17 protein-coding genes are annotated in these 16,739 nt (G+C 65.2%); 7 read left to right on the forward strand and 10 right to left on the reverse strand.

The genetic code is table 11. From position 1 onward, the window contains the following. Window position 1: 1 nt before the first annotated feature. From EDE12_RS16265 to EDE12_RS16290, 6 genes are all read right to left on the reverse strand, one after another. Window positions 2-1,216 (reverse strand): FAD-dependent oxidoreductase, encoded by a 1,215-nt coding sequence (locus EDE12_RS16265; protein WP_051592638.1) that lies wholly within the window; start codon window positions 1,214-1,216, stop codon window positions 2-4. 12 nt (window positions 1,217-1,228) lie between these two features. Beyond that, window positions 1,229-2,020: an ABC transporter ATP-binding protein gene (locus tag EDE12_RS16270; protein WP_026600114.1), complete on the reverse strand. Its 792-nt coding sequence runs from the start codon at window positions 2,018-2,020 to the stop codon at window positions 1,229-1,231. Window positions 2,021-2,033: 13 nt separating this feature from the next. Continuing rightward, entirely contained in the window at window positions 2,034-2,930 is an 897-nt protein-coding gene (gene ntrB / locus EDE12_RS16275; RefSeq protein ID WP_134188167.1) for a nitrate ABC transporter permease, read from the reverse strand. A 14-nt stretch (window positions 2,931-2,944) separates the two neighbouring features. Further along, entirely contained in the window at window positions 2,945-4,270 is a 1,326-nt protein-coding gene (locus EDE12_RS16280; RefSeq protein WP_051592639.1) for a CmpA/NrtA family ABC transporter substrate-binding protein, read from the reverse strand. Between the two features lie 342 nt (window positions 4,271-4,612). After that, window positions 4,613-5,782, reverse strand: coding sequence for a CmpA/NrtA family ABC transporter substrate-binding protein (locus tag EDE12_RS16285; RefSeq protein ID WP_026600116.1), 1,170 nt, complete (start codon window positions 5,780-5,782; stop codon window positions 4,613-4,615). Continuing rightward, the gene (locus tag EDE12_RS16290; protein ID WP_024878630.1) at window positions 5,779-6,351 is read right to left on the reverse strand and encodes an ANTAR domain-containing protein; all 573 of its coding nucleotides are present in this window, start codon (window positions 6,349-6,351) and stop codon (window positions 5,779-5,781) included. Before EDE12_RS16290 ends, EDE12_RS16285 begins: the two co-directional genes overlap by 4 nt. A 635-nt stretch (window positions 6,352-6,986) precedes the next feature. On the opposite strand from EDE12_RS16290, the gene EDE12_RS16295 reads away from it, so the two are divergent. Further along, window positions 6,987-7,286 carry a DUF6156 family protein gene (locus EDE12_RS16295; RefSeq protein ID WP_024878631.1) on the forward strand — a complete coding sequence of 100 codons (300 nt, stop codon included), beginning with the start codon at window positions 6,987-6,989 and terminating at the stop codon, window positions 7,284-7,286. Window positions 7,287-7,474: 188 nt separating this feature from the next. Here the strand turns inward: EDE12_RS16295 and purB are convergent, their stop codons facing one another. Continuing rightward, window positions 7,475-8,782: an adenylosuccinate lyase gene (gene purB, locus EDE12_RS16300; protein WP_026600117.1), complete on the reverse strand. Its 1,308-nt coding sequence runs from the start codon at window positions 8,780-8,782 to the stop codon at window positions 7,475-7,477. A 231-nt stretch (window positions 8,783-9,013) separates the two neighbouring features. Between purB and EDE12_RS16305 the strand changes: the two genes are divergently transcribed. The 4 genes from EDE12_RS16305 (at window position 9,014) to EDE12_RS16320 (ending at window position 11,435) form a co-directional block, all read left to right on the forward strand. After that, window positions 9,014-9,238 carry a DUF433 domain-containing protein gene (locus EDE12_RS16305; RefSeq protein WP_024878633.1) on the forward strand — a complete coding sequence of 75 codons (225 nt, stop codon included), beginning with the start codon at window positions 9,014-9,016 and terminating at the stop codon, window positions 9,236-9,238. Between the two features lie 132 nt (window positions 9,239-9,370). Beyond that, window positions 9,371-9,580, forward strand: a complete 210-nt coding sequence (locus EDE12_RS22125) for a DUF5615 family PIN-like protein (protein ID WP_245267222.1) — start codon at window positions 9,371-9,373, stop codon at window positions 9,578-9,580. A 144-nt stretch (window positions 9,581-9,724) separates the two neighbouring features. Further along, on the forward strand, window positions 9,725-10,975 hold the full coding sequence (locus EDE12_RS16315; RefSeq protein ID WP_026600118.1) for an FAD-dependent oxidoreductase: 1,251 nt from the start codon (window positions 9,725-9,727) through the stop codon (window positions 10,973-10,975). Window positions 10,976-11,117: 142 nt separating this feature from the next. Then, window positions 11,118-11,435 carry a hypothetical protein gene (locus EDE12_RS16320; RefSeq protein WP_064033814.1) on the forward strand — a complete coding sequence of 106 codons (318 nt, stop codon included), beginning with the start codon at window positions 11,118-11,120 and terminating at the stop codon, window positions 11,433-11,435. On the opposite strand, the gene EDE12_RS16325 is transcribed toward EDE12_RS16320, so the two are convergent. After that, the gene (locus EDE12_RS16325) at window positions 11,436-11,987 is read right to left on the reverse strand and encodes a DciA family protein (protein WP_026600120.1); all 552 of its coding nucleotides are present in this window, start codon (window positions 11,985-11,987) and stop codon (window positions 11,436-11,438) included. A gap of 50 nt (window positions 11,988-12,037) precedes the next feature. Here EDE12_RS16325 and mutY point away from each other — a divergent pair, with 50 nt between their 5' ends. Continuing rightward, a complete protein-coding gene (mutY, locus tag EDE12_RS16330) occupies window positions 12,038-13,150 on the forward strand; it encodes an A/G-specific adenine glycosylase (protein ID WP_026600121.1) in 1,113 nt (370 codons plus the stop codon). Window positions 13,151-13,170: 20 nt separating this feature from the next. Continuing rightward, window positions 13,171-13,434: an Imm74 family immunity protein gene (locus EDE12_RS16335; protein ID WP_024878638.1), complete on the forward strand. Its 264-nt coding sequence runs from the start codon at window positions 13,171-13,173 to the stop codon at window positions 13,432-13,434. A 248-nt stretch (window positions 13,435-13,682) separates the two neighbouring features. Here the strand turns inward: EDE12_RS16335 and EDE12_RS16340 are convergent, their stop codons facing one another. Both EDE12_RS16340 and EDE12_RS16345 read right to left on the reverse strand, forming a co-directional pair. Then, on the reverse strand, window positions 13,683-15,608 hold the full coding sequence (locus tag EDE12_RS16340) for an AAA family ATPase (protein WP_051592640.1): 1,926 nt from the start codon (window positions 15,606-15,608) through the stop codon (window positions 13,683-13,685). Between the two features lie 97 nt (window positions 15,609-15,705). After that, on the reverse strand, window positions 15,706-16,353 hold the full coding sequence (locus EDE12_RS16345; protein WP_134188168.1) for a hypothetical protein: 648 nt from the start codon (window positions 16,351-16,353) through the stop codon (window positions 15,706-15,708). Between the last annotated feature and the right edge of the window lie 386 nt (window positions 16,354-16,739).

Raw genomic sequence — 16,739 nt, forward strand, 5'->3', positions numbered from 1 at the left:
GTCATGCCGCCTTTCTTTCGCAGAGCGCGCGGCCGAAGATCAGCGCATCGCGCCATTGCGTTACATCGACGCGCGAGCAAATGAGCTCGAGGCACCAGAGCGCAGCGCTGGTGTCGCCGACGAGCACGGCGCCGGTGAGACGGCCCTCATCGATGACCAGCTTTTTGTAGAGACCGAGCCCAAAGTCGCGCCAGGAGATCGTCTCCGCGCCATCGTTTCCCATGAAGTCGCCGGCGGAAAAGACATTGACGCCGGAGACCTTCAGATTGGTGGAGACGATGCTTCCCTGGTAAATGTCGCTTTCGCCGCAGAGCCTCGCGGCCAGGACGCGCGCCTGCTCATAGGCGGGCTCGACGAGGCCATAACAGACGCCTCTGTGCTGCGCGCATTCGCCGAGCGCGTAAATATCGTCGATATTCGTTTCCATATGATCGTCGACGACGATTCCTCTTTGCGCGCTCACGCCGGCGTCGCGCGCCAGCTCCATATTGGGCGCAATTCCGGCGGCGAAGACGACGCCGTCGGCCGCGAGCTGGCGACCATCGGCGAGCTCTATCGCGCTGACGCGCTCATCGCCGATGATGCCTGTCGTGCGCGCTTCCAGCAGAACTTCTATTCTCTTGCTCTCGATGAGCAGCTTCAGCAGCTCGGCTGCGTCCTTGTCCAGCTGCCGCTCCATCAGCCGATCGGTGACATGCGCGAGTGTGACCTCGGCGCCGCTTTTGGCGAGGCCATAGGCGGCTTCGAGACCGAGCAGGCCGCCGCCGATGACGATGATTTTCTTGCGCTGCGCCGCGAGGCGCTTCAGCGCGTCGACGTCGGCGCCGTCACGAAACACATGAACGCCTTGCAGCTGTGCGCCGGGCAGCGGCAGACGCAGCGCGCGCGAGCCGGTCGCGAGCACGAGCTTGGAAAAGCCGATGCTATCGCCATTCGTCATCGACACGCGCTTCGTCGCGAGGTCTATGGCGCGCGCCTTGGCGCCGTAGAGAAGAGTGACGCCGCGGTCGCGCCACCAGCTCGCGGGCCTCAGCTCTATTTCGGCCATCTCGGCCTCGCCGGCGAGCACGGAGGAGAGCAGCACGCGATTATAGGCGAGGCGCGGCTCCTCGCCGATGACGGCGATGGCGTAGCGGCCGAGCGCGCGCTTCGACAATTCGTCGACGAGGCGCGCAGCGGCCATGCCATTGCCGATGATGACGAGAGGCTCGCTCATTTTTCGTCCGCCTCACGCCGCTTCGACATAGTGATGACGTTCATAGAGGAATTGCAGCACGCGGCGCCTGCATTCGAGATAGAGAGGATCGGCGGAAAGAGCGACGCGATCGCGCGGGCGCGGCAGAGCGACATCCAGCGTCTCGCCGATCGTGGCGCGGGGACCATTGGTCATCATCACGATGCGGTCGGAGAGAAGCACGGCTTCGTCGACATCATGGGTGATCATCATCACCGTATTGCCGAGCGTGCGATGCAGCTCCATCACGCGATCTTGCAGATGCGCGCGGGTGAGCGCATCGAGCGCGCCGAAAGGCTCGTCGAGCAGAAGCACCTTGGGCTCCATGGCGAGCGCGCGGGCGATGCCGACGCGCTGCTTCATGCCGCCGGAAATTTCGCTCGGACGCTTGTCCTTGGCGTGCGTCATCTGGACGAGCTCGAGATTGCGCATCGTCCAATCATGGCGCTCGGCGCGGCTCTTCTTTCCCGCGAAGACCTTGTCGACGCCGAGACGCACATTGTCATAGACGGAGAGCCAGGGCAGCAGCGAATGGTTCTGGAAGACGACAGCGCGATCCGGCCCGGGCGTATCGACCTGACGGTTCTCCAGCACGACGCCGCCGGCGCTGGCGCTCACGAGGCCGGCGACGATATTGAGCAGAGTGGATTTGCCGCAGCCGGAATGGCCGATGATGGTGACGAATTGTCCCTTCTCGACGGCGAGATCGACGGCTTCGAGCACTTTCGTCGTGCGGGCGCCGCTCGCGAAAATCTTGTCGACATGATCGATGCGAAGATAGCTCATGGAAGCGCCTTTCTTAGGAGGCCTGCGCGCCGCGCGTGGCGATGGAGCCGATGGCGGCGACGATGCGGTCGAGCACGAAGCCGGTGACGCCGATATAGGCGAGGGCGACGAAAATGTCGGAAAGGCGCGAGGAGTTCCAGGCGTCCCAGATGAAGAAGCCGATGCCGACGCCGCCGGTCAGCATTTCCGCCGCGACAATGGCGAGCCAGGAGAGGCCGACGCCGATGCGAAGGCCGGTGAAGATGTAGGGCGCCGCCGACGGAATCATGATCTTCCAGAAGAACTCGAATTGATTGAGCCGCAGCACGGCGGCGACATTGCGATAATCCTGCGGAATATTGCGCACGCCGACAGCGGTGTTGATGATGATCGGCCAGATGGAGGTGATGAAGATCACGAAGATCGCGGATGGATAGCTGTCGCGAAAGGCGGCGAGCGAGATCGGCAGCCAGGCGAGCGGCGGCACGGTGCGCAGAATCTGGAACAGCGGATCGAGGCCGCGCATCGCCCAACGCGATTGTCCGACGATCACACCGAGCAGCACGCCGGCGACGCTGGCGAGTCCGAAGCCGATCGCGACGCGCTGCAAAGATGTGAGCACGCGCCAGCCGAGGCCGATATCCTGCGGCCCCGCGATGAAGAAGGGATGCAGGATGAGATCATTCGCCTCGCTCCAAATGCGCGCGGGCGAGGGCAAGGACGAACTCGGCTTGATGCAGATGAGCTGCCACAGGCCGAGCAGGATCGCGAGCACGATGATCGGCGGCAGCATCGCCCCGAATAAGGCGCGAATGCGCGCGCCATGTCTTTCGATGAGCGGAATGCGCCGACGCGCATAGAGCTCGTCGATCGAACGATTGTCGCCGGTCGTCGCATCGACGAGATCATTCTTGGTGATTTGCATCGTCATTTCGGCCTCTTCGGTCAAACCTGCGCGCGCTTGATGGATAGGCTCTTCAGATAGGTTTGCGGATTTTCCGGATCGAAGACCTTGCCATCGAAGAAGGTCTCCTTGCCGCGCGACGTCGATGCGGGAATCTCCTTCGCCGGGACATTGATCGACTTCGCCGCCTCGCGCCAAATGTCTTCGCGATTCACCTTGTCGACGAGCGCTTTGATATTCGTCGTCGGCTCGAGCTTGCCCCAGCGAATATCCTCGGTGACGAACCAGGCGTCGTGACTCTTGAAGGGATAGGAGGCGGCGTCGCGCCAGAATTTCATGAACTGCTTCGTGTTCTTCTCGATGCGGCCATTGCCGTAATTGAGATCGCCTTTCAAGCGGCCGACGATGTCGGCGACGGGCACGTTGAACCATTGGCGCTTGCCGACGATTTCGGCGAGCTCGGCCTTGTTCTCCATCTTGTCGCACCATTGCTGCGCTTCCAGCACAGCGGCGGTGAGCGCGCGTGCGGCGCGTGGATTTTTGTCGACCCAATCGGCGCGCAGGCCGAGCGCTTTTTCAGGATGCTTCGACCAGATCTCGCCGGTCGCGCAGGCGGTGTAGCCGATGCCTTGATTGGCGAGCTGCTCGTTCCATGGCTCGCCGACGCAAAAGGCGTCCATATTGCCGACCTTCATATTCGCCACCATTTGCGGGGGCGGCACGACGATGGTCGAGACATCCTTGTCGGGATCGATGCCGGCGGCGGCGAGCCAATAGCGCAGCCACAAATCATGCGTGCCGCCGGGGAAGGTCATGGCGACCTTCACCTCCTTGCCTTCGGCTTTCTTCTTGGCGAAGGCCTCGCGCAGCGCGGAGGCGTTGGTCGTGATCTTCAGATCCTTATATTCATTGGCGACGGAAATGCCCTGTGCGTCGAGATTGAGGCGCGCGAGTATGTACATCGGCGTCGGCATATTGTTCTGCGTCACTCTGCCGGTCGAGATGAGATAGGGCATGGGCGTCAGAATATGCGCGCCGTCTATGCCATTGGCGGCGCCGCCGAGCACGAGATTGTCGCGCGTCGCGCCCCAGGACGCTTGCTTCGTCACTTCGACGTCGGGCATTCCATGCTTGGCGAAAAGGCCTTTTTCCTTCGCGATGATCAGCGGCGCGGCGTCGACCAGCGCGATATAGCCGAGGATCGCTTTCGTCGTTTCGGGTCCCGCGCCTTGCGCGAAGGCGCCGCCGGGAAAAGCCGCGCGTATCGCGGCGAAACTCGCGGCGGCGCCGGCCGCGCCGCGCAGCAGCGCGCGACGATCGAACGCCATCGGCGACAGTGTCTTCGCTTCGCTTGCTTCGTCTGTCATGGTCACCGTCGTCCTCTTTGCGCTTCGAAAGCGCATCGGTTAGGGCGAGTCGGCGCCGTCTTCCTGTCGACGGCGCGAAACGCAAAAAAGCCGCTTCCCGGAAGGAGCGCGCATGTGGCGCGATCTCCTCGGGACAGCGGCGTTGCTGGTTCGTCCGTCGTTGGACTGAGAGTGATGCGCGGGGCGCATCGTCATGACCCTATGTGCAAGCGGCGCGCCAAACAGCGAAAGTGTCGCTAGCCGATGAGAATCAATGAGCTATAAGAAAGCCGCGTCGGCGCGGGGCGATGCGCCAGCCGGCGCCTTGCACAATGTGCGGGCGCCATATCGACAAAAAACAGGCTATGCGCGGCGGATCGGGAAGGCCGACAGATAGGCGCCGATGTCGCGATCGTCGAAGACAGGCCCCGAGAAGGCGCCGATCGCATCGCCGGTTGGCGGCGGCGGCGCAGTGGCGGAGGGCAGCGCGGCGTCGAAGAGATCGGCGCGAAATACGTTTTTCGCCGCGTCGAGATGCGCGGGTGAAACAGGCGCCTGTCCCCAGCGGGCCATTTGCGCATAGAGCCATGCGGCCTGTGTCGGGTCGGGCCGCTCGGCGCCCTCCTGGCCGAGCAGGAGATAGCGCGCATTCTCGCGCGTCGCGCCGTCCGGCGTCACTTTGAGACGGCCCTGCAGCGTCCGCAATATCACTTGCGCATCGACGCCGACGCGGTCCGGCCGCGCGAGCAGAGCGGCGATCTCATGCGGATCGGCCTCGGCGACGAAGCGCGCGGCGCGATGCAGGGCGCGCAGCAAAGCGGCGACGACATTGGGGTGCTCCAGCGCGAAATGCTCGCGCATGGCGAGCGATTTTTCCGCGCAGCGCGAGAACAGCTCGACCGAAAAATGCAGAATATGTCCGACGCCGAGATCGACGGCGACCGAATTCCACGGCGCGCCGACGCAAAAGCCGTCGACATGTCCTTGCGCGAGGCTGCCGACCATATAGGGCGGCGGCAGCACCACGAGGCGCACATCCTCGTCGGGATCGACGCCGCCGGCCGCCATCCAATAGCGCAATTGATAATTATGACCGGAGAAGGGGAAGGTCATGCCGAAGGTCAGCGGCTCCGCCTGCGCGGCCTTGCGATCGGCGACGACGCGCGCGAGCGCGCGCGCCGTGGCCAGCGGATCGAGCGCATCGCCGTCGAGACGCGCCCGCATCGCCTCATGCAGCGTGGGAGAGACGGTGATGGCGTTGCCATTCATGGCGAGATTATAGGGTGCGACGATCGGCGTTTTCACATGGCCGACGCCGAGGCTGGAGGCGACGGCGATGGGCGCCAGAAGATGCGCGGCGTCGAACATGCCGATATTGAGCTTGTCGCGCACATTGGACCAGGAGACTTCCTGGACGAGCTCGACATCGAGCCCTTCCTGCGCGGCGAAGCCCTTGTCCACGGCGACGAAGAGCGAGGCGGCGTCCGCGAGCGGAATGAAGCCGATGCGTAAATGTTCGCGCTCCGCGGTCATTTGAACAGCTCCGAGGCGGTGATGATCGCCTGGGCGATCTCGAAAATCTTCTTCTTCTCGCGCATGGCCGTGCTGCGCATCAGCCGATAGGCGTCCTCTTCGCTGAGCTTCTTCGCCTTCATCAGCAGGCCTTTGGCGCGGTCGATGGTCTTGCGCTCCTCTATCTCCGATTTGGCGCGCGCCAATTCGTCCTGCAGGCGTGAGAAGGCGTTGAAGCGCGACACGCAGAGATCGAGAATGGATTTGATGCGCTCTTTCTTCAGCCCATCGACGATATAGGCGGAGACGCCGGCGTCGACAGAAGCCTGAATGGAAGCGGCGTCGCTTTGATCGACGAACATGGCCACGGGCCGGCGCACGGCGCGGCTCACTTGGAACATCTGCTCCAATATGTCGCGGCTCGGATTTTCGAGATCGATGAGGATGACGTCCGGGTCGATCGCATAGATGCGCGCGAGCAGGCTGCGCATTTCGCCGATGCGCTCGACATTGGTGAAGCCGGCCTCGCGCAATCCATCCTCGAGGATCGCAGCCCGCACCGGACTCTCATCGACGATGACGATTTTCAAATCGACGCCTCCGCGACGCTGCGCCGCAGGCAGGCGCTAGCGAAAATGCGGACGAATTACAAATGATTTCGGCGGGAGGAATTACAAATGATTTCGGCGGGAGGGGGAAGACATGAGATGGCCCCGCAGCGCTGAGGCTGGCGGGGCCGCTTGTTTCGCAGAATGCGAAATCTCCGGAAAGCTCCAGATTCGGAAGATTGGGAGGCGTCGCGCTTGGCCTTCGCGTTTCGCCGCCCGTCGGGATGTCACGAATGTCGGCGCCCGAGGAAACCTGCGCTCGATTTCTTCGCTGCGCCATCGACCTCGGCTGAGGTCAAACGGTGTGACCCGGTGGCGTCATGCTCCTCTCGCATGTATCGCTCGACTCGAGGCCTGCGTGCGTTGCCACGCCGGCCCGCCCATCGCGTTCTCATCCCTCGAGGTCCCGCTCGATCGGTTCGCCTCGGTTCTCGGCTCGTCGCCGTTTCCCGCGGCCCCCTGTGACGCGATGATGAAATGGTGATCTCGATTCTGAATTTCGTCAAGCGCAGAATTGGTCGCAGCGAGGCGGTTTTCTTTTTTCGCCGGGCGCGCTACGCAATCGCTCCGACAAGGCCGGCGGGAGCGCCAATGCCGGTCCGACGGGAGAGAAACGCATGCAAGCGGACAGTGACGGTTATTACTATTTCCTTACCTATAGCGGCGTGAGCCTTCCGCTCAAATTGACGTCGCCGCTCGATCCGAACGACCTCAACAATCGCAACACATTCTTTCGCGCCCGCTATGACGAGGCCGAGCGTCTGCTTCTGTGCGAGAAGATGGTCTATGGCGAGGTGGAGCTGCGCCACGCTTACGAATATCGCGCCGAGGGCGGTCTCGCCCGCGCGCTCATTCTGATGGGCGAGGACGAGACCGAGGTGCTGTTCGACGAGAATGGCAAGCAGACGGTGGCGTGAGCGCAGCGTAGGTCGGGCGGAGCGCGCGAGCCGGAAGGCTTTTCCGGACGATCGGTTCGCCGTCATTGCGAGGAGCGTAGCGACGAAGCAATCCAGGAGCCGCCCCCATGGCTCTGGATCGCTTCGCTCCGCTCGCGATGACGCGAGGTGATTGTCGGGTTATGCGGAGCGAGCGTCCGCGAGCAGCGTCACGCCTTGCCGAAGACGCGATCGAAGATCGTGTCGACATGCTTGAAGTGATAGGCGAGATCGAACAATTCATCGAGCTCCGCGGGCGAGAGCTTCGCGCTCACCTCGGCGTCGGCGCCGAGCAGCTTGCGGAACTCGCCTTCGCCGCGCCACACCGGCATGGCGTTGCGCTGCACCAGCGAATAAGCGTCCTCGCGTGAGACGCCCTTTTGCGTCAGCGCCAGCAGCACGCGCTGCGAATGCACGAGCCCGCCGAGGCGGTCGAGATTCTTCTGCATATTTTCGGGATAGATCATGAGCTGATCGATGACGCTGGTCAGACGCGAGAGCGCGAAGTCGAGCGTCACTGTCGCATCGGGGCCGATATTGCGCTCGACGGAAGAGTGCGAGATGTCGCGCTCATGCCACAGCGCGACATTCTCCAGCGCCGGCGTCACCATGCCGCGCACCAGACGCGCGAGGCCGGTGAGATTTTCAGTGAGCACCGGATTGCGCTTATGCGGCATGGCGGAAGAGCCCTTCTGCCCGGCCGAGAAATATTCCTCCGCCTCCAGCACCTCTGTGCGTTGCAAATGGCGGATCTCGATCGCCAGCCGCTCCACCGATGACGCCACGACGCCGAGCGTCGCGAAAAAGGCGGCGTGACGGTCGCGCGGAATGACCTGCGTGGAGACGGGCTCCACCGCGAGGCCGAGCTGCTTGGCGACATGCTCCTCGACGCGCGGATCGACATTGGCGAAAGTGCCGACGGCGCCGGAGATGGCGCAGGTCGCGACCTCCTTGCGCGCGGCGACGAGCCGCTCGCGGGCGCGGGTGAATTCGGCGTAAGCCTGCGCGAGCTTCAGGCCGAAGGTTGTCGGCTCGGCGTGAATGCCATGCGAGCGGCCGATCGTCGGCGTATATTTATGCTCCAGCGCGCGGCGCTTTATCGCGGCGAGCAATCCATCGACATCGGCGATCAAGAGATCGGCGGCGCGCGCCAATTGCACGGCGAGGCAGGTGTCGAGCACGTCGGAGCTGGTCATGCCCTGATGCACGAAGCGCGAATCCGGGCCGATGAACTCGCCGAGATGGGTCAAAAAGGCGATGACGTCATGCTTGGTCACGCGCTCGATCTCGTCGATGCGGGCGACGTCGAAAGTGACGAAATCCGCCTTGTCCCAGATCGCCTTGGCGCTCTCCTTGGGGATGACGCCGATTTCGGCGAGCGCGTCGCAGGCATAGGCCTCGATCTCGAACCAGATGCGAAAGCGCGTCTGCGGCTCCCAAATCTTCGTCATCTCGGGGCGGGAATAGCGGGGGATCATGGGCTCGGGCGTCCTTTGGAAAAGTCTCGGCGCAGCCGGGTCTGCGGGAAGAGGATCGTTTAGGCCCTTCCGTGAGCAGAGTGAAGGGGGCGGCCCGGCTCCGCTTCCTGTGTTCGTGGTGAATAGGTCCTAAAGACAGCAAGGCGCGATGCGGAGGCTGGCGTTCCAGACGAAGGCCTGGGTGACCCCGAGCGAACCTCGCGATATATTGAAAGGGAACCGGAGGTCGAAATGAGCCAGCTCGAGCGCATCACTGTCGACCCGCAGCAATGCGGCGGACGCCCTTGTATCCGCTCGCTGCGCATTCGCGTCAAAGACGTTCTCGACCTTCTCGCGGCGGGGGCCTCGAATGAGGAGATTCTCGAGGATTATCCGCTGCTCGAGGCGTCGGATATCGCCGCGGTCCTCGAATTCGCCGCGCGCCAGAGCGATCATCCGATCTTGCGCGTCGCCTGATGCGCTTTCTCGTCGATGCGCAACTGCCGCCAGCGCTCGCGCGCTGGCTCTCCGCGGCGGGACATGACGCCGAGCACGTCGGGGACGTCGGTCTCGGCGACGCCAGCGACAGTTCGATCTGGAGCTATGCCCGTGCGGCAGTGGGCCGTTATCTCCGCCGTCGTTATCTCCAAAGACGAGGATTTTGCGCAGCGGAAAGCGCTCGAGGGGGGCGGTCCGCCAATCGTCTGGGTGCGCGTTCCGAATACGCGGAAGCGCGAGCTTCTGGCCTGGTTCGAGACGATGCTTCCCGAGATTTTGGCGGCGCTGGAGCGAGGCGAAAGCCTCATCGAGGTCATTTGAGCGGCCTTCGCCGGTCGCGCCGCCGGAATACGAGACACCCTTTCTGGCCGAAATATTGCTGCGGATGAGCCAACGCCTGCGCTGGCGTTCGCCCGCCCGCGCCGCCATATTCCGCTTTTAGAATATGTTCGCCCGGAGGACCTTATGCAGCAGACCGCCGATGTCGCCGTGCTGGGCGCGGGAATGGTCGGAGTCTCGGCCGCCCTGCATCTGCAGGCGCGGGGGCGAGACGTCGTTCTTGTCGACCGGCATGGCGCGGCCGGGCTCGAGACCAGCTTCGGCAACGCCGGGCTCATCGAGCGCGCCTCCATCTTCCCTTATCTCTTCCCGCGGGACTTCGGCGATCTGTTGCGCTATGCGCTCAATCTCTCGCCGCAGGCGCATTATCATTTCTCGGCCCTGCCGAGCGTCGCGCCCTGGCTGTGGCGCTATTTCCGCGAAAGCTCGCCGGAGCGCGCCAAGCGCCACGCTCTGGACGCGCTGCCGCTGGTCGAGCGCTGTCTCGAGGAACATGACGCGCTGATCCAGCTTTCGGGCGCCGGCGACATCGTGCGCCGCACCGGATGGATCAAGCTCTATCGCAGCGAGAAGAGCCTCGCCAAAGGGCTCGTCGACGCCGCGCGGCTGCGCGATTTTTCGCTGCGCGTCGAGGAGCTGGACGCGGCCGGCCTATCGGCGCTGGAGCCCGACATAGCGCCCGTCGTCGGCGCCGTGCATTTTCGCGACACGGCCTCGGTCGCGGACCCTTGCGCCGTCGCGCAGGCCTATGCCGCGCTGTTCCAGCGCCGCGGCGGGCGTTTCCTCGCCGGCGATGTGCGCGCGCTCGAGCAGACGCGCGACGGACATTGGAGCGCGCCCACGCATGACGGCGCGCTGATCGTCCGCGACATCGTCGTCGCGCTCGGCCCCTGGTCGGACCAGATTTTCCGTCCGCTGGGCTATGATCTGCCCTTCGCGGTCAAGCGCGGCTATCACATGCATTACGGAACCAAGGAGGGCGCGCGGCTCTTCCATCCGGTTCTCGACGCCGACAATGGCTATGTGCTGGCGCCGATGACGCGCGGCGTGCGCCTCACCACCGGCGCCGAATTCGCCCGCCGCGACGCCAAGCCCACGCCGGTGCAGGTGGATAAGGACGAGCTTCTCGCCCGCACGCTGTTCCCGCTCGGCGAGCGGCTCGACCCCAAGCCCTGGATGGGCTGCCGCCCCTGCTTCCCGGACATGCTGCCGATCATCGGCAAGGCGCCCCGCCATCAGGGCCTCTGGTTCGATTTCGGCCATCAGCATCATGGCTTCACGCTCGGCCCGGTGAGCGGCAGGCTGCTCGCCGAGATGATGACCGGGGAGACGCCCTTCACCGATCCGGCGCCCTACGCGGTCGAGCGATTTCGATAAATCCACAGCGGAATTTTGCCGCCGAATGGGCGACCATGGCGCGCAGTGATTCGCCCTGGCGTCGATGATCGATTTCCAATCGTCTTTTTTAAAAGCGTGCGCGTCCCCTGACGGCGAGCCTTTCTTTTCAGCGGAGACGAATATGAAGCTCTCTTTCATTCTCGGCGCGGCGCTCGCGCCTTTCCTGCTCGCGCCCGCGGCGGCCATCGAGGTCGCCGTCATCTATGAAGGCTTTCCGGGCTATGCCGGCTGCAAGGAGCGCGCGGATATGCAGCGCGTCATCGAGCTCGCCGAGCAATATGATTTGGAGGCGGCGCGGGAGATCATCCGCCGTGGCTTGAAGAGCAAGGATTGCCGCGTGCTCGGCGGCGATATCATCGTCGAGGTGGTCCCGCCCTTCAGCCGGCTGGTGAAGGTGCATATGCGCGGCGATCCGGATGCTTATTGGATCATCCAATGATCAGCGGGCGGGCTTGGCGAGCGCGCGCTCGCCCAGCGCCACCAGCGCGGCCCGCAGCCTCTCGTCGGCGACGCCTTCGGTCACTGCTTCCGCCTGTCGGCGCGCGGCGAGATCGACCGGCGGCTTCGTCGGCCGGACGCGGCGGGGCGAGAGCGGCTCCTGCTTCATCGTGATCTTGGCGACGCAGCGCCAGCCGAGATGCGTGTTCACGCGCTCGATGATGGCGGCGCTCATATGCTGAATGTCGAGGCCGAAGCCCGGCTCGACGCGCAGCGCCAGAGTCGCCGGCTCGTCTTTCTTTTCGGCGGGGCGGTTTTTGGCGCCAGCTTGGTTCTCGTCGGCCGGGCGCCTTTTGGCCCGCGGCGGCCATTGCAGCTTCACTGGCTCGCATATGGCGGCGACGCGTGCGCCGACGATCGCCTCCCAGCGCAGCAGCAGCGAGCTTTCGCTGAAGCCCTGGCGCGCGGCCAGAGGATCGAGCGTCTTGTCGAGGAATTCGCCGATGAGGCGGGATCGCCGTGATTTCGAGCGCCCGGTCGCCGCGTCGGTCATGCTCTCTCCTTGCGCGATCGGCTCCGATCTCGTTATGGACAGGTTAGCCCATGCCGAGAGCCCCCGCCAAGTCGTCGGCCGCAAGGTCGCCCGCAAAATCGCCGCCGCGGCCCGATCCGCGTGCGCTGCTGTCCGATTTGCTCTCCTGGTACGACCGTCGTCGCCGCGATCTGCCCTGGCGCGCCGCGCCCGGCGAGCGGGCCGACCCTTACGCCGTCTGGCTGTCGGAGATCATGCTGCAGCAAACGACGGTGGAGGCGGTCAAACCCTATTTCCACGCTTTTCTCGTGCGTTGGCCGAGCGTCGAGGCGCTCGCCGCCGCGCCGCTGGAGGAGGTGATGAAAGCCTGGGCCGGCCTCGGCTATTACGCCCGCGCGCGCAATCTCCACGCCTGCGCGCAGCAGGTGGCTTTCGAGCGCGGTGGGGTTTTCCCGCGGGAGGAGGAGGATCTTCTCTCGCTGCCGGGCGTCGGCCCCTATACGGCGGCGGCGGTGGCGGCCATCGCCTTCGATGCGCCCTGCGTCGCCGTCGATGGCAATGTCGAGCGCGTCGTCGCCCGGCTCTTCGCCATCGACAGGCCGATCCGCGAGGCCAAGCGCGAATTGCGCGAGACGGCGCAGACGCTGCTTCCCGCCTCACGCTCCGGCGATTTCACCCAGGCGCTGATGGATCTCGGCGCGACGGTCTGCACGCCGCGCGGGCCGCGCTGCGATCTCTGCCCTTTTGCTTCCGCCTGCGAGGCGGCGCGGCGCGGCGAGACCGAGCGTTTCCCGGTCAAGGCGCAAAAGCTCGAGAAGCCGCTGCGGCGCGGCGCGGCTTTCGTCCTCACCTGCGGCGGCGCGGCCCTGCTGCGCACGCGGCCGCCGCGCGGCCTGCTCGGCGGCATGAGCGAATTTCCCTCGACGCCCTTTCGCGTCGATTTCGACCCCTCCCGCGCTCACGCCCATGCGCCCGCCGCGGCGCGCTGGCGCGCGCTGCCGGGGGAGGTCGAGCATGTGTTCACGCATTTTTCGCTGCGGCTGACCATATTCGCCGCGACGCTTCCGGCGCCGCCGCCCCATATCGAGAACGGCCGCTGGACGCCATTGGCGCGCCTTACCGAGGAAGGGCTGCCGACCTTGATGCGAAAGGTGGCGCTACGGGCCGGTTTGATCGTAGAGTGAGCTGAAGCGGGAGCATCGACATGGCGCGGCGCAAATCGATCCAGATCGAGATGACGGAAGGCGCGATTCGCGTCCTCTCCAGCGGCCATGTTCTGACCATCGCCAATAGCGCGCCGCCCCCAGACGCCGAGGAGGACACGGATTTCTTCATCCGCCTCGACGATATCGACCATTGGGACGCCCCCGACCAGGAAATCCCCATCGACATCGTCGAGCTGCAGTCGATTCTGGAAGCGATAGAGGAAGAACTCGAGCGCCACGGGTTGAGCGTGACCTTCGAGTAGGGTTCTGCAGGGCCGGGCCAGTGGGGCGCGGCCGAGGAACCTGGATCCTCGGCCACACTCTGGAAAACCCTGAAATTCCAAGATATTCGCAGCGCCCAAAATCCGGCGATGAGCGCATTTTGGACCACTCTTGTGGGCAGGGCAATAGGGCGGGGATCGATGGTGTCGCAGCCCGGCGCCGCGCCTCGAGTGTGGACGCCGTCAGTCGGCCGATCGGTCCGTGTCGACCTCTCGAGGCGCCGACATGCTCACGGGCCATTCGGGCGTAAGAGCGCCGTCTCCGCTTCCGCTCCGGTGAGACATCGCCTCTCCTGCAATCGGTCGGCGATCACGAGCACGGCGTCGCGCCGCTCGCGAATGAGGTCGAGCGCGCGGTCATAAATACGGACGAGGTCCCGCTCGACGGCGGCGCGAAGCGCGCGGTCGCTCGCCAGCAACGTCTCGATCGGCTCGCCGCGGTGGAGCAGGCTGTCGCCGAGCCCCTGCCGCGCCCGCGCCTCGGCGAGTAGCCGCGTCGCCTGGGCGAGATCGCCGACGGCGCCGGCGGACGCCTCGCCGAACAGTTCCTGCTCGGCGGCGCGCCCGGCCAGCATGGCGAGGGCGATATCGTCTATATCCCGCCGCCTCGGCGCGATGGTCGGCGCATGCGCAATCGTGCGTCCGCCAGATTCTCCGCGCGCGATCAGCGAGACCTGCGTGACTTCGCGCCCAGAGGCCAGATGCGCGACGACATGCCCGGCCTCGTGGATGGCGGCGATCCGCAGATCCTCTGGCGACCGGTCGTCCTCGGGCGCGACGACGGCGACGAGATCGTCGATCTTCAGTGGCCGTCCGGCGGCGCGGGCGCGACTCGTCGCGGCCTTGGCCCAGCCGGCGGCGTCGGCGGGAGTGGAGCCCGGCGCCAGACGCGCGACGGTCTCGAGATCGACGTCGGCCAGCGCCGCGCCGAGATGATAGCGCAGCACGTGTCCGAGGACGGCGGCGTCCGGCGGCTCCAGCGGGATGATGCGGTCGAAGCGTCCGGGCCGGATGAGCGCCGGATCGAGAGATTCGGGGTGATTGGTCGCACCGATGACGATAATTCCTTCGCGGGGCGTCGCCGCGCCGTCGAGGAGCGTCAGCAGGAAATTGACGATCGGCTGCCACCAGTCGCGCCCGCGCGACGACAGATTGCGGCGATCGGGAATTCCGTCCAGCTCGTCGATGAACAGCAAGGTCGGACGCTGCGCGCGGGCGGCGTCGAAGTCCGCCTGCGCAGCTTGAATGACGTCGCCGAGATTGCCGTCGCGCGTCGTGAACCAGGCGCCGCAGGAGGTCGACACGATGGGGACATCGAGGGTTCTGGCGATGGCCCGCGCGAGCAGCGTCTTGCCGGTTCCAGGCGGACCGCTGAGCACGATGGAAGCGGCGATGGCGCGCCAAGGCAGCTTTTTCGCGCGCCAAGCGGCGACATCCGCGACGAGGCTGAGCGCCCACTCGCGCGCCGGTCCATCATAGCCGGGCAGCTCCTCCAAGCTTGGCGTATCCTCCGCCGCGCCGGCGCGGGCCTTCGCCGCGGCGAAGCAGGCGAGATTTTCCAGCAATTGCACGGCGCCGACATCCGGTCGGAATGCGGCGACGATTTCTGAAAAGCTCAGGCCGTCGGCGGCGCCAGGCGGAATTGGCCCACGCAGCCGGCGGCCGCGCAAGATGTGAAAGACCCGGCGCAGAACGGCGCCATCCGGCGGCGCGACGGTGAGATGCGCATCGGCGACGGTCAGAAGCGTAGCCGGCAGAAATCGCTCCGGCTCCGGCGAGACGCCGATCGCGCATCGCCCTTCGGACAGCGCCTCGGCGATGTCGGCGCCGGCCGTTTGCGGCCGCTTCGAATGTTTGGAGCCGCCGTCATCGGTGAAAATCTCCGCATCCGTCATGAGCCGCCTGGCCGCCCCGGCGAGGGGCGCGATCCAATCGGCGCCCGGCGCCTTTATAATGAGTGTGAATGTGTCGCCGCGCCGGATGCGTTTTCGCAGGCGCGGCGTCAGAGCCGCGTCGAGGCAGGCTTTCGCCAGCTCATCCGCAGTCGACGGCCGGCCATCCAACAGATTTCCGAAACGATCGCTTTGCGCATCATAGGAACCGTCGTCGTCGATCGACGTCGATCGGAGCGCGGCGGCGAGCTTCTTCCTGCTCATGGCAAAATTCCTTCGTTCGCGCCATTTGCAGGCGCGCGGGTCTCGCGAGGGAAGGGGGAGCGCGGGCGTCGATAGCGGCGGACGCCCGCGCGCTGCGTCAGAACAGGGGGAGGCGGCGCGGAGACTCTTCACCCACATCGCGCCAGAAGCGCGTGAGCGACGATCTATTGCCGACGATGAATTTGCCCGCCGCGTCGAGCGAGGTCACGCGCAGGTCGCAGAGCAGCACCATCGCGCCCGGATGATCGGGAGACGGCTTCAGCAAGCCGGAGCGGAGGAGCTTCACCCGGGTCGTGATGTCGGAGCGTCGCGCCGACGGTTGCGTCCTGTCGCGGATTTCCGAGCCCGCGAGCAGAACCCAATCGCCGTCGACGAGGGCGGCCGCCGCTCGGTAGGCGCCTTTCTCGAAGACGGCGACGCGTTCGGCGTCATCGGGCACTTCATAGGGCGCCAGCGGATCGTCTTCCTCGCGAGTTGCGACGTCATGATCCTCGAACCAATCCTCGCCGAGCGCGCCGACCAGCAGGCGCATTTGCTCATAGAGGGGGCGGGATTTCGTCAGCGCGGAGCGCGCCGGCGACTCGGCGTCGGCGCCGGAACCCAGCCGACAGCGTCCGAGCTTCAATAAGCGTTCATGCGCGAAATATTGCAGTGCAAGCGCGCGTGACTTGTCGATCGCCGGGCCATAGACGATCAGCGCTCGATCGAACCAGTGAAGATGGGCGTCGTGGAGATGCGTGCGCATGCGTCCTTCGACGTCACAGGTTTCGCCCGGTCGCAAAATGGGCGTCGTCGCATGCGAACCAATGAGCATGTAGAACGCTGGCGTCCGCAGCGGCAGCCTGCGGCAGAGCGTCGACACGTCGGATCGATCGCACATAATGGCCGTGGGGCCATCATTTCCAAAGCCGACGATTTTGAACTTGAAGACTTCCGGAGCCGGCTCAACCGGGCGGAGGCGTGTCTTAATGTTGAGACTCAAAGCAAAAACTCCCGTAGCTCGCCGAGGCGGCGCCAAGCGCCAGCGACAATCGGCGTCGATGGTCAGGTTCGGATGGCAGGCGCAGGCGATCAGCCAGCGCGACGCTTTCGGGCCTGGAACGGGCTAGGGGAGGGCGCGCGCTCGCTCGC

This window comes from Methylosinus sp. sav-2 (assembly GCF_004366495.1).
GTDB lineage: Bacteria > Pseudomonadota > Alphaproteobacteria > Rhizobiales > Beijerinckiaceae > Methylosinus.

Coding starts and splice junctions, on each gene's coding strand:
- EDE12_RS16320 (WP_064033814.1), top strand. CDS start 11,118: ATGAAGCTCTCTTTCATTCTCGGCGCGGCGCTCGCGCCTTTCCTGCTC.
- EDE12_RS16305 (WP_024878633.1), top strand. CDS start 9,014: ATGAGCCAGCTCGAGCGCATCACTGTCGACCCGCAGCAATGCGGCGGA.
- EDE12_RS16270 (WP_026600114.1), bottom strand. CDS start 2,020: ATGAGCTATCTTCGCATCGATCATGTCGACAAGATTTTCGCGAGCGGC.
- EDE12_RS16285 (WP_026600116.1), bottom strand. CDS start 5,782: ATGACCGCGGAGCGCGAACATTTACGCATCGGCTTCATTCCGCTCGCG.
- EDE12_RS16265 (WP_051592638.1), bottom strand. CDS start 1,216: ATGAGCGAGCCTCTCGTCATCATCGGCAATGGCATGGCCGCTGCGCGC.
- EDE12_RS16325 (WP_026600120.1), bottom strand. CDS start 11,987: ATGACCGACGCGGCGACCGGGCGCTCGAAATCACGGCGATCCCGCCTC.
- EDE12_RS16295 (WP_024878631.1), top strand. CDS start 6,987: ATGCAAGCGGACAGTGACGGTTATTACTATTTCCTTACCTATAGCGGC.
- EDE12_RS16340 (WP_051592640.1), bottom strand. CDS start 15,608: ATGAGCAGGAAGAAGCTCGCCGCCGCGCTCCGATCGACGTCGATCGAC.
- mutY (WP_026600121.1), top strand. CDS start 12,038: ATGCCGAGAGCCCCCGCCAAGTCGTCGGCCGCAAGGTCGCCCGCAAAA.
- ntrB (WP_134188167.1), bottom strand. CDS start 2,930: ATGACGATGCAAATCACCAAGAATGATCTCGTCGATGCGACGACCGGC.
- EDE12_RS16280 (WP_051592639.1), bottom strand. CDS start 4,270: ATGACAGACGAAGCAAGCGAAGCGAAGACACTGTCGCCGATGGCGTTC.
- EDE12_RS16345 (WP_134188168.1), bottom strand. CDS start 16,353: ATGCGCACGCATCTCCACGACGCCCATCTTCACTGGTTCGATCGAGCG.
- purB (WP_026600117.1), bottom strand. CDS start 8,782: ATGATCCCCCGCTATTCCCGCCCCGAGATGACGAAGATTTGGGAGCCG.
- EDE12_RS16335 (WP_024878638.1), top strand. CDS start 13,171: ATGGCGCGGCGCAAATCGATCCAGATCGAGATGACGGAAGGCGCGATT.
- EDE12_RS16315 (WP_026600118.1), top strand. CDS start 9,725: ATGCAGCAGACCGCCGATGTCGCCGTGCTGGGCGCGGGAATGGTCGGA.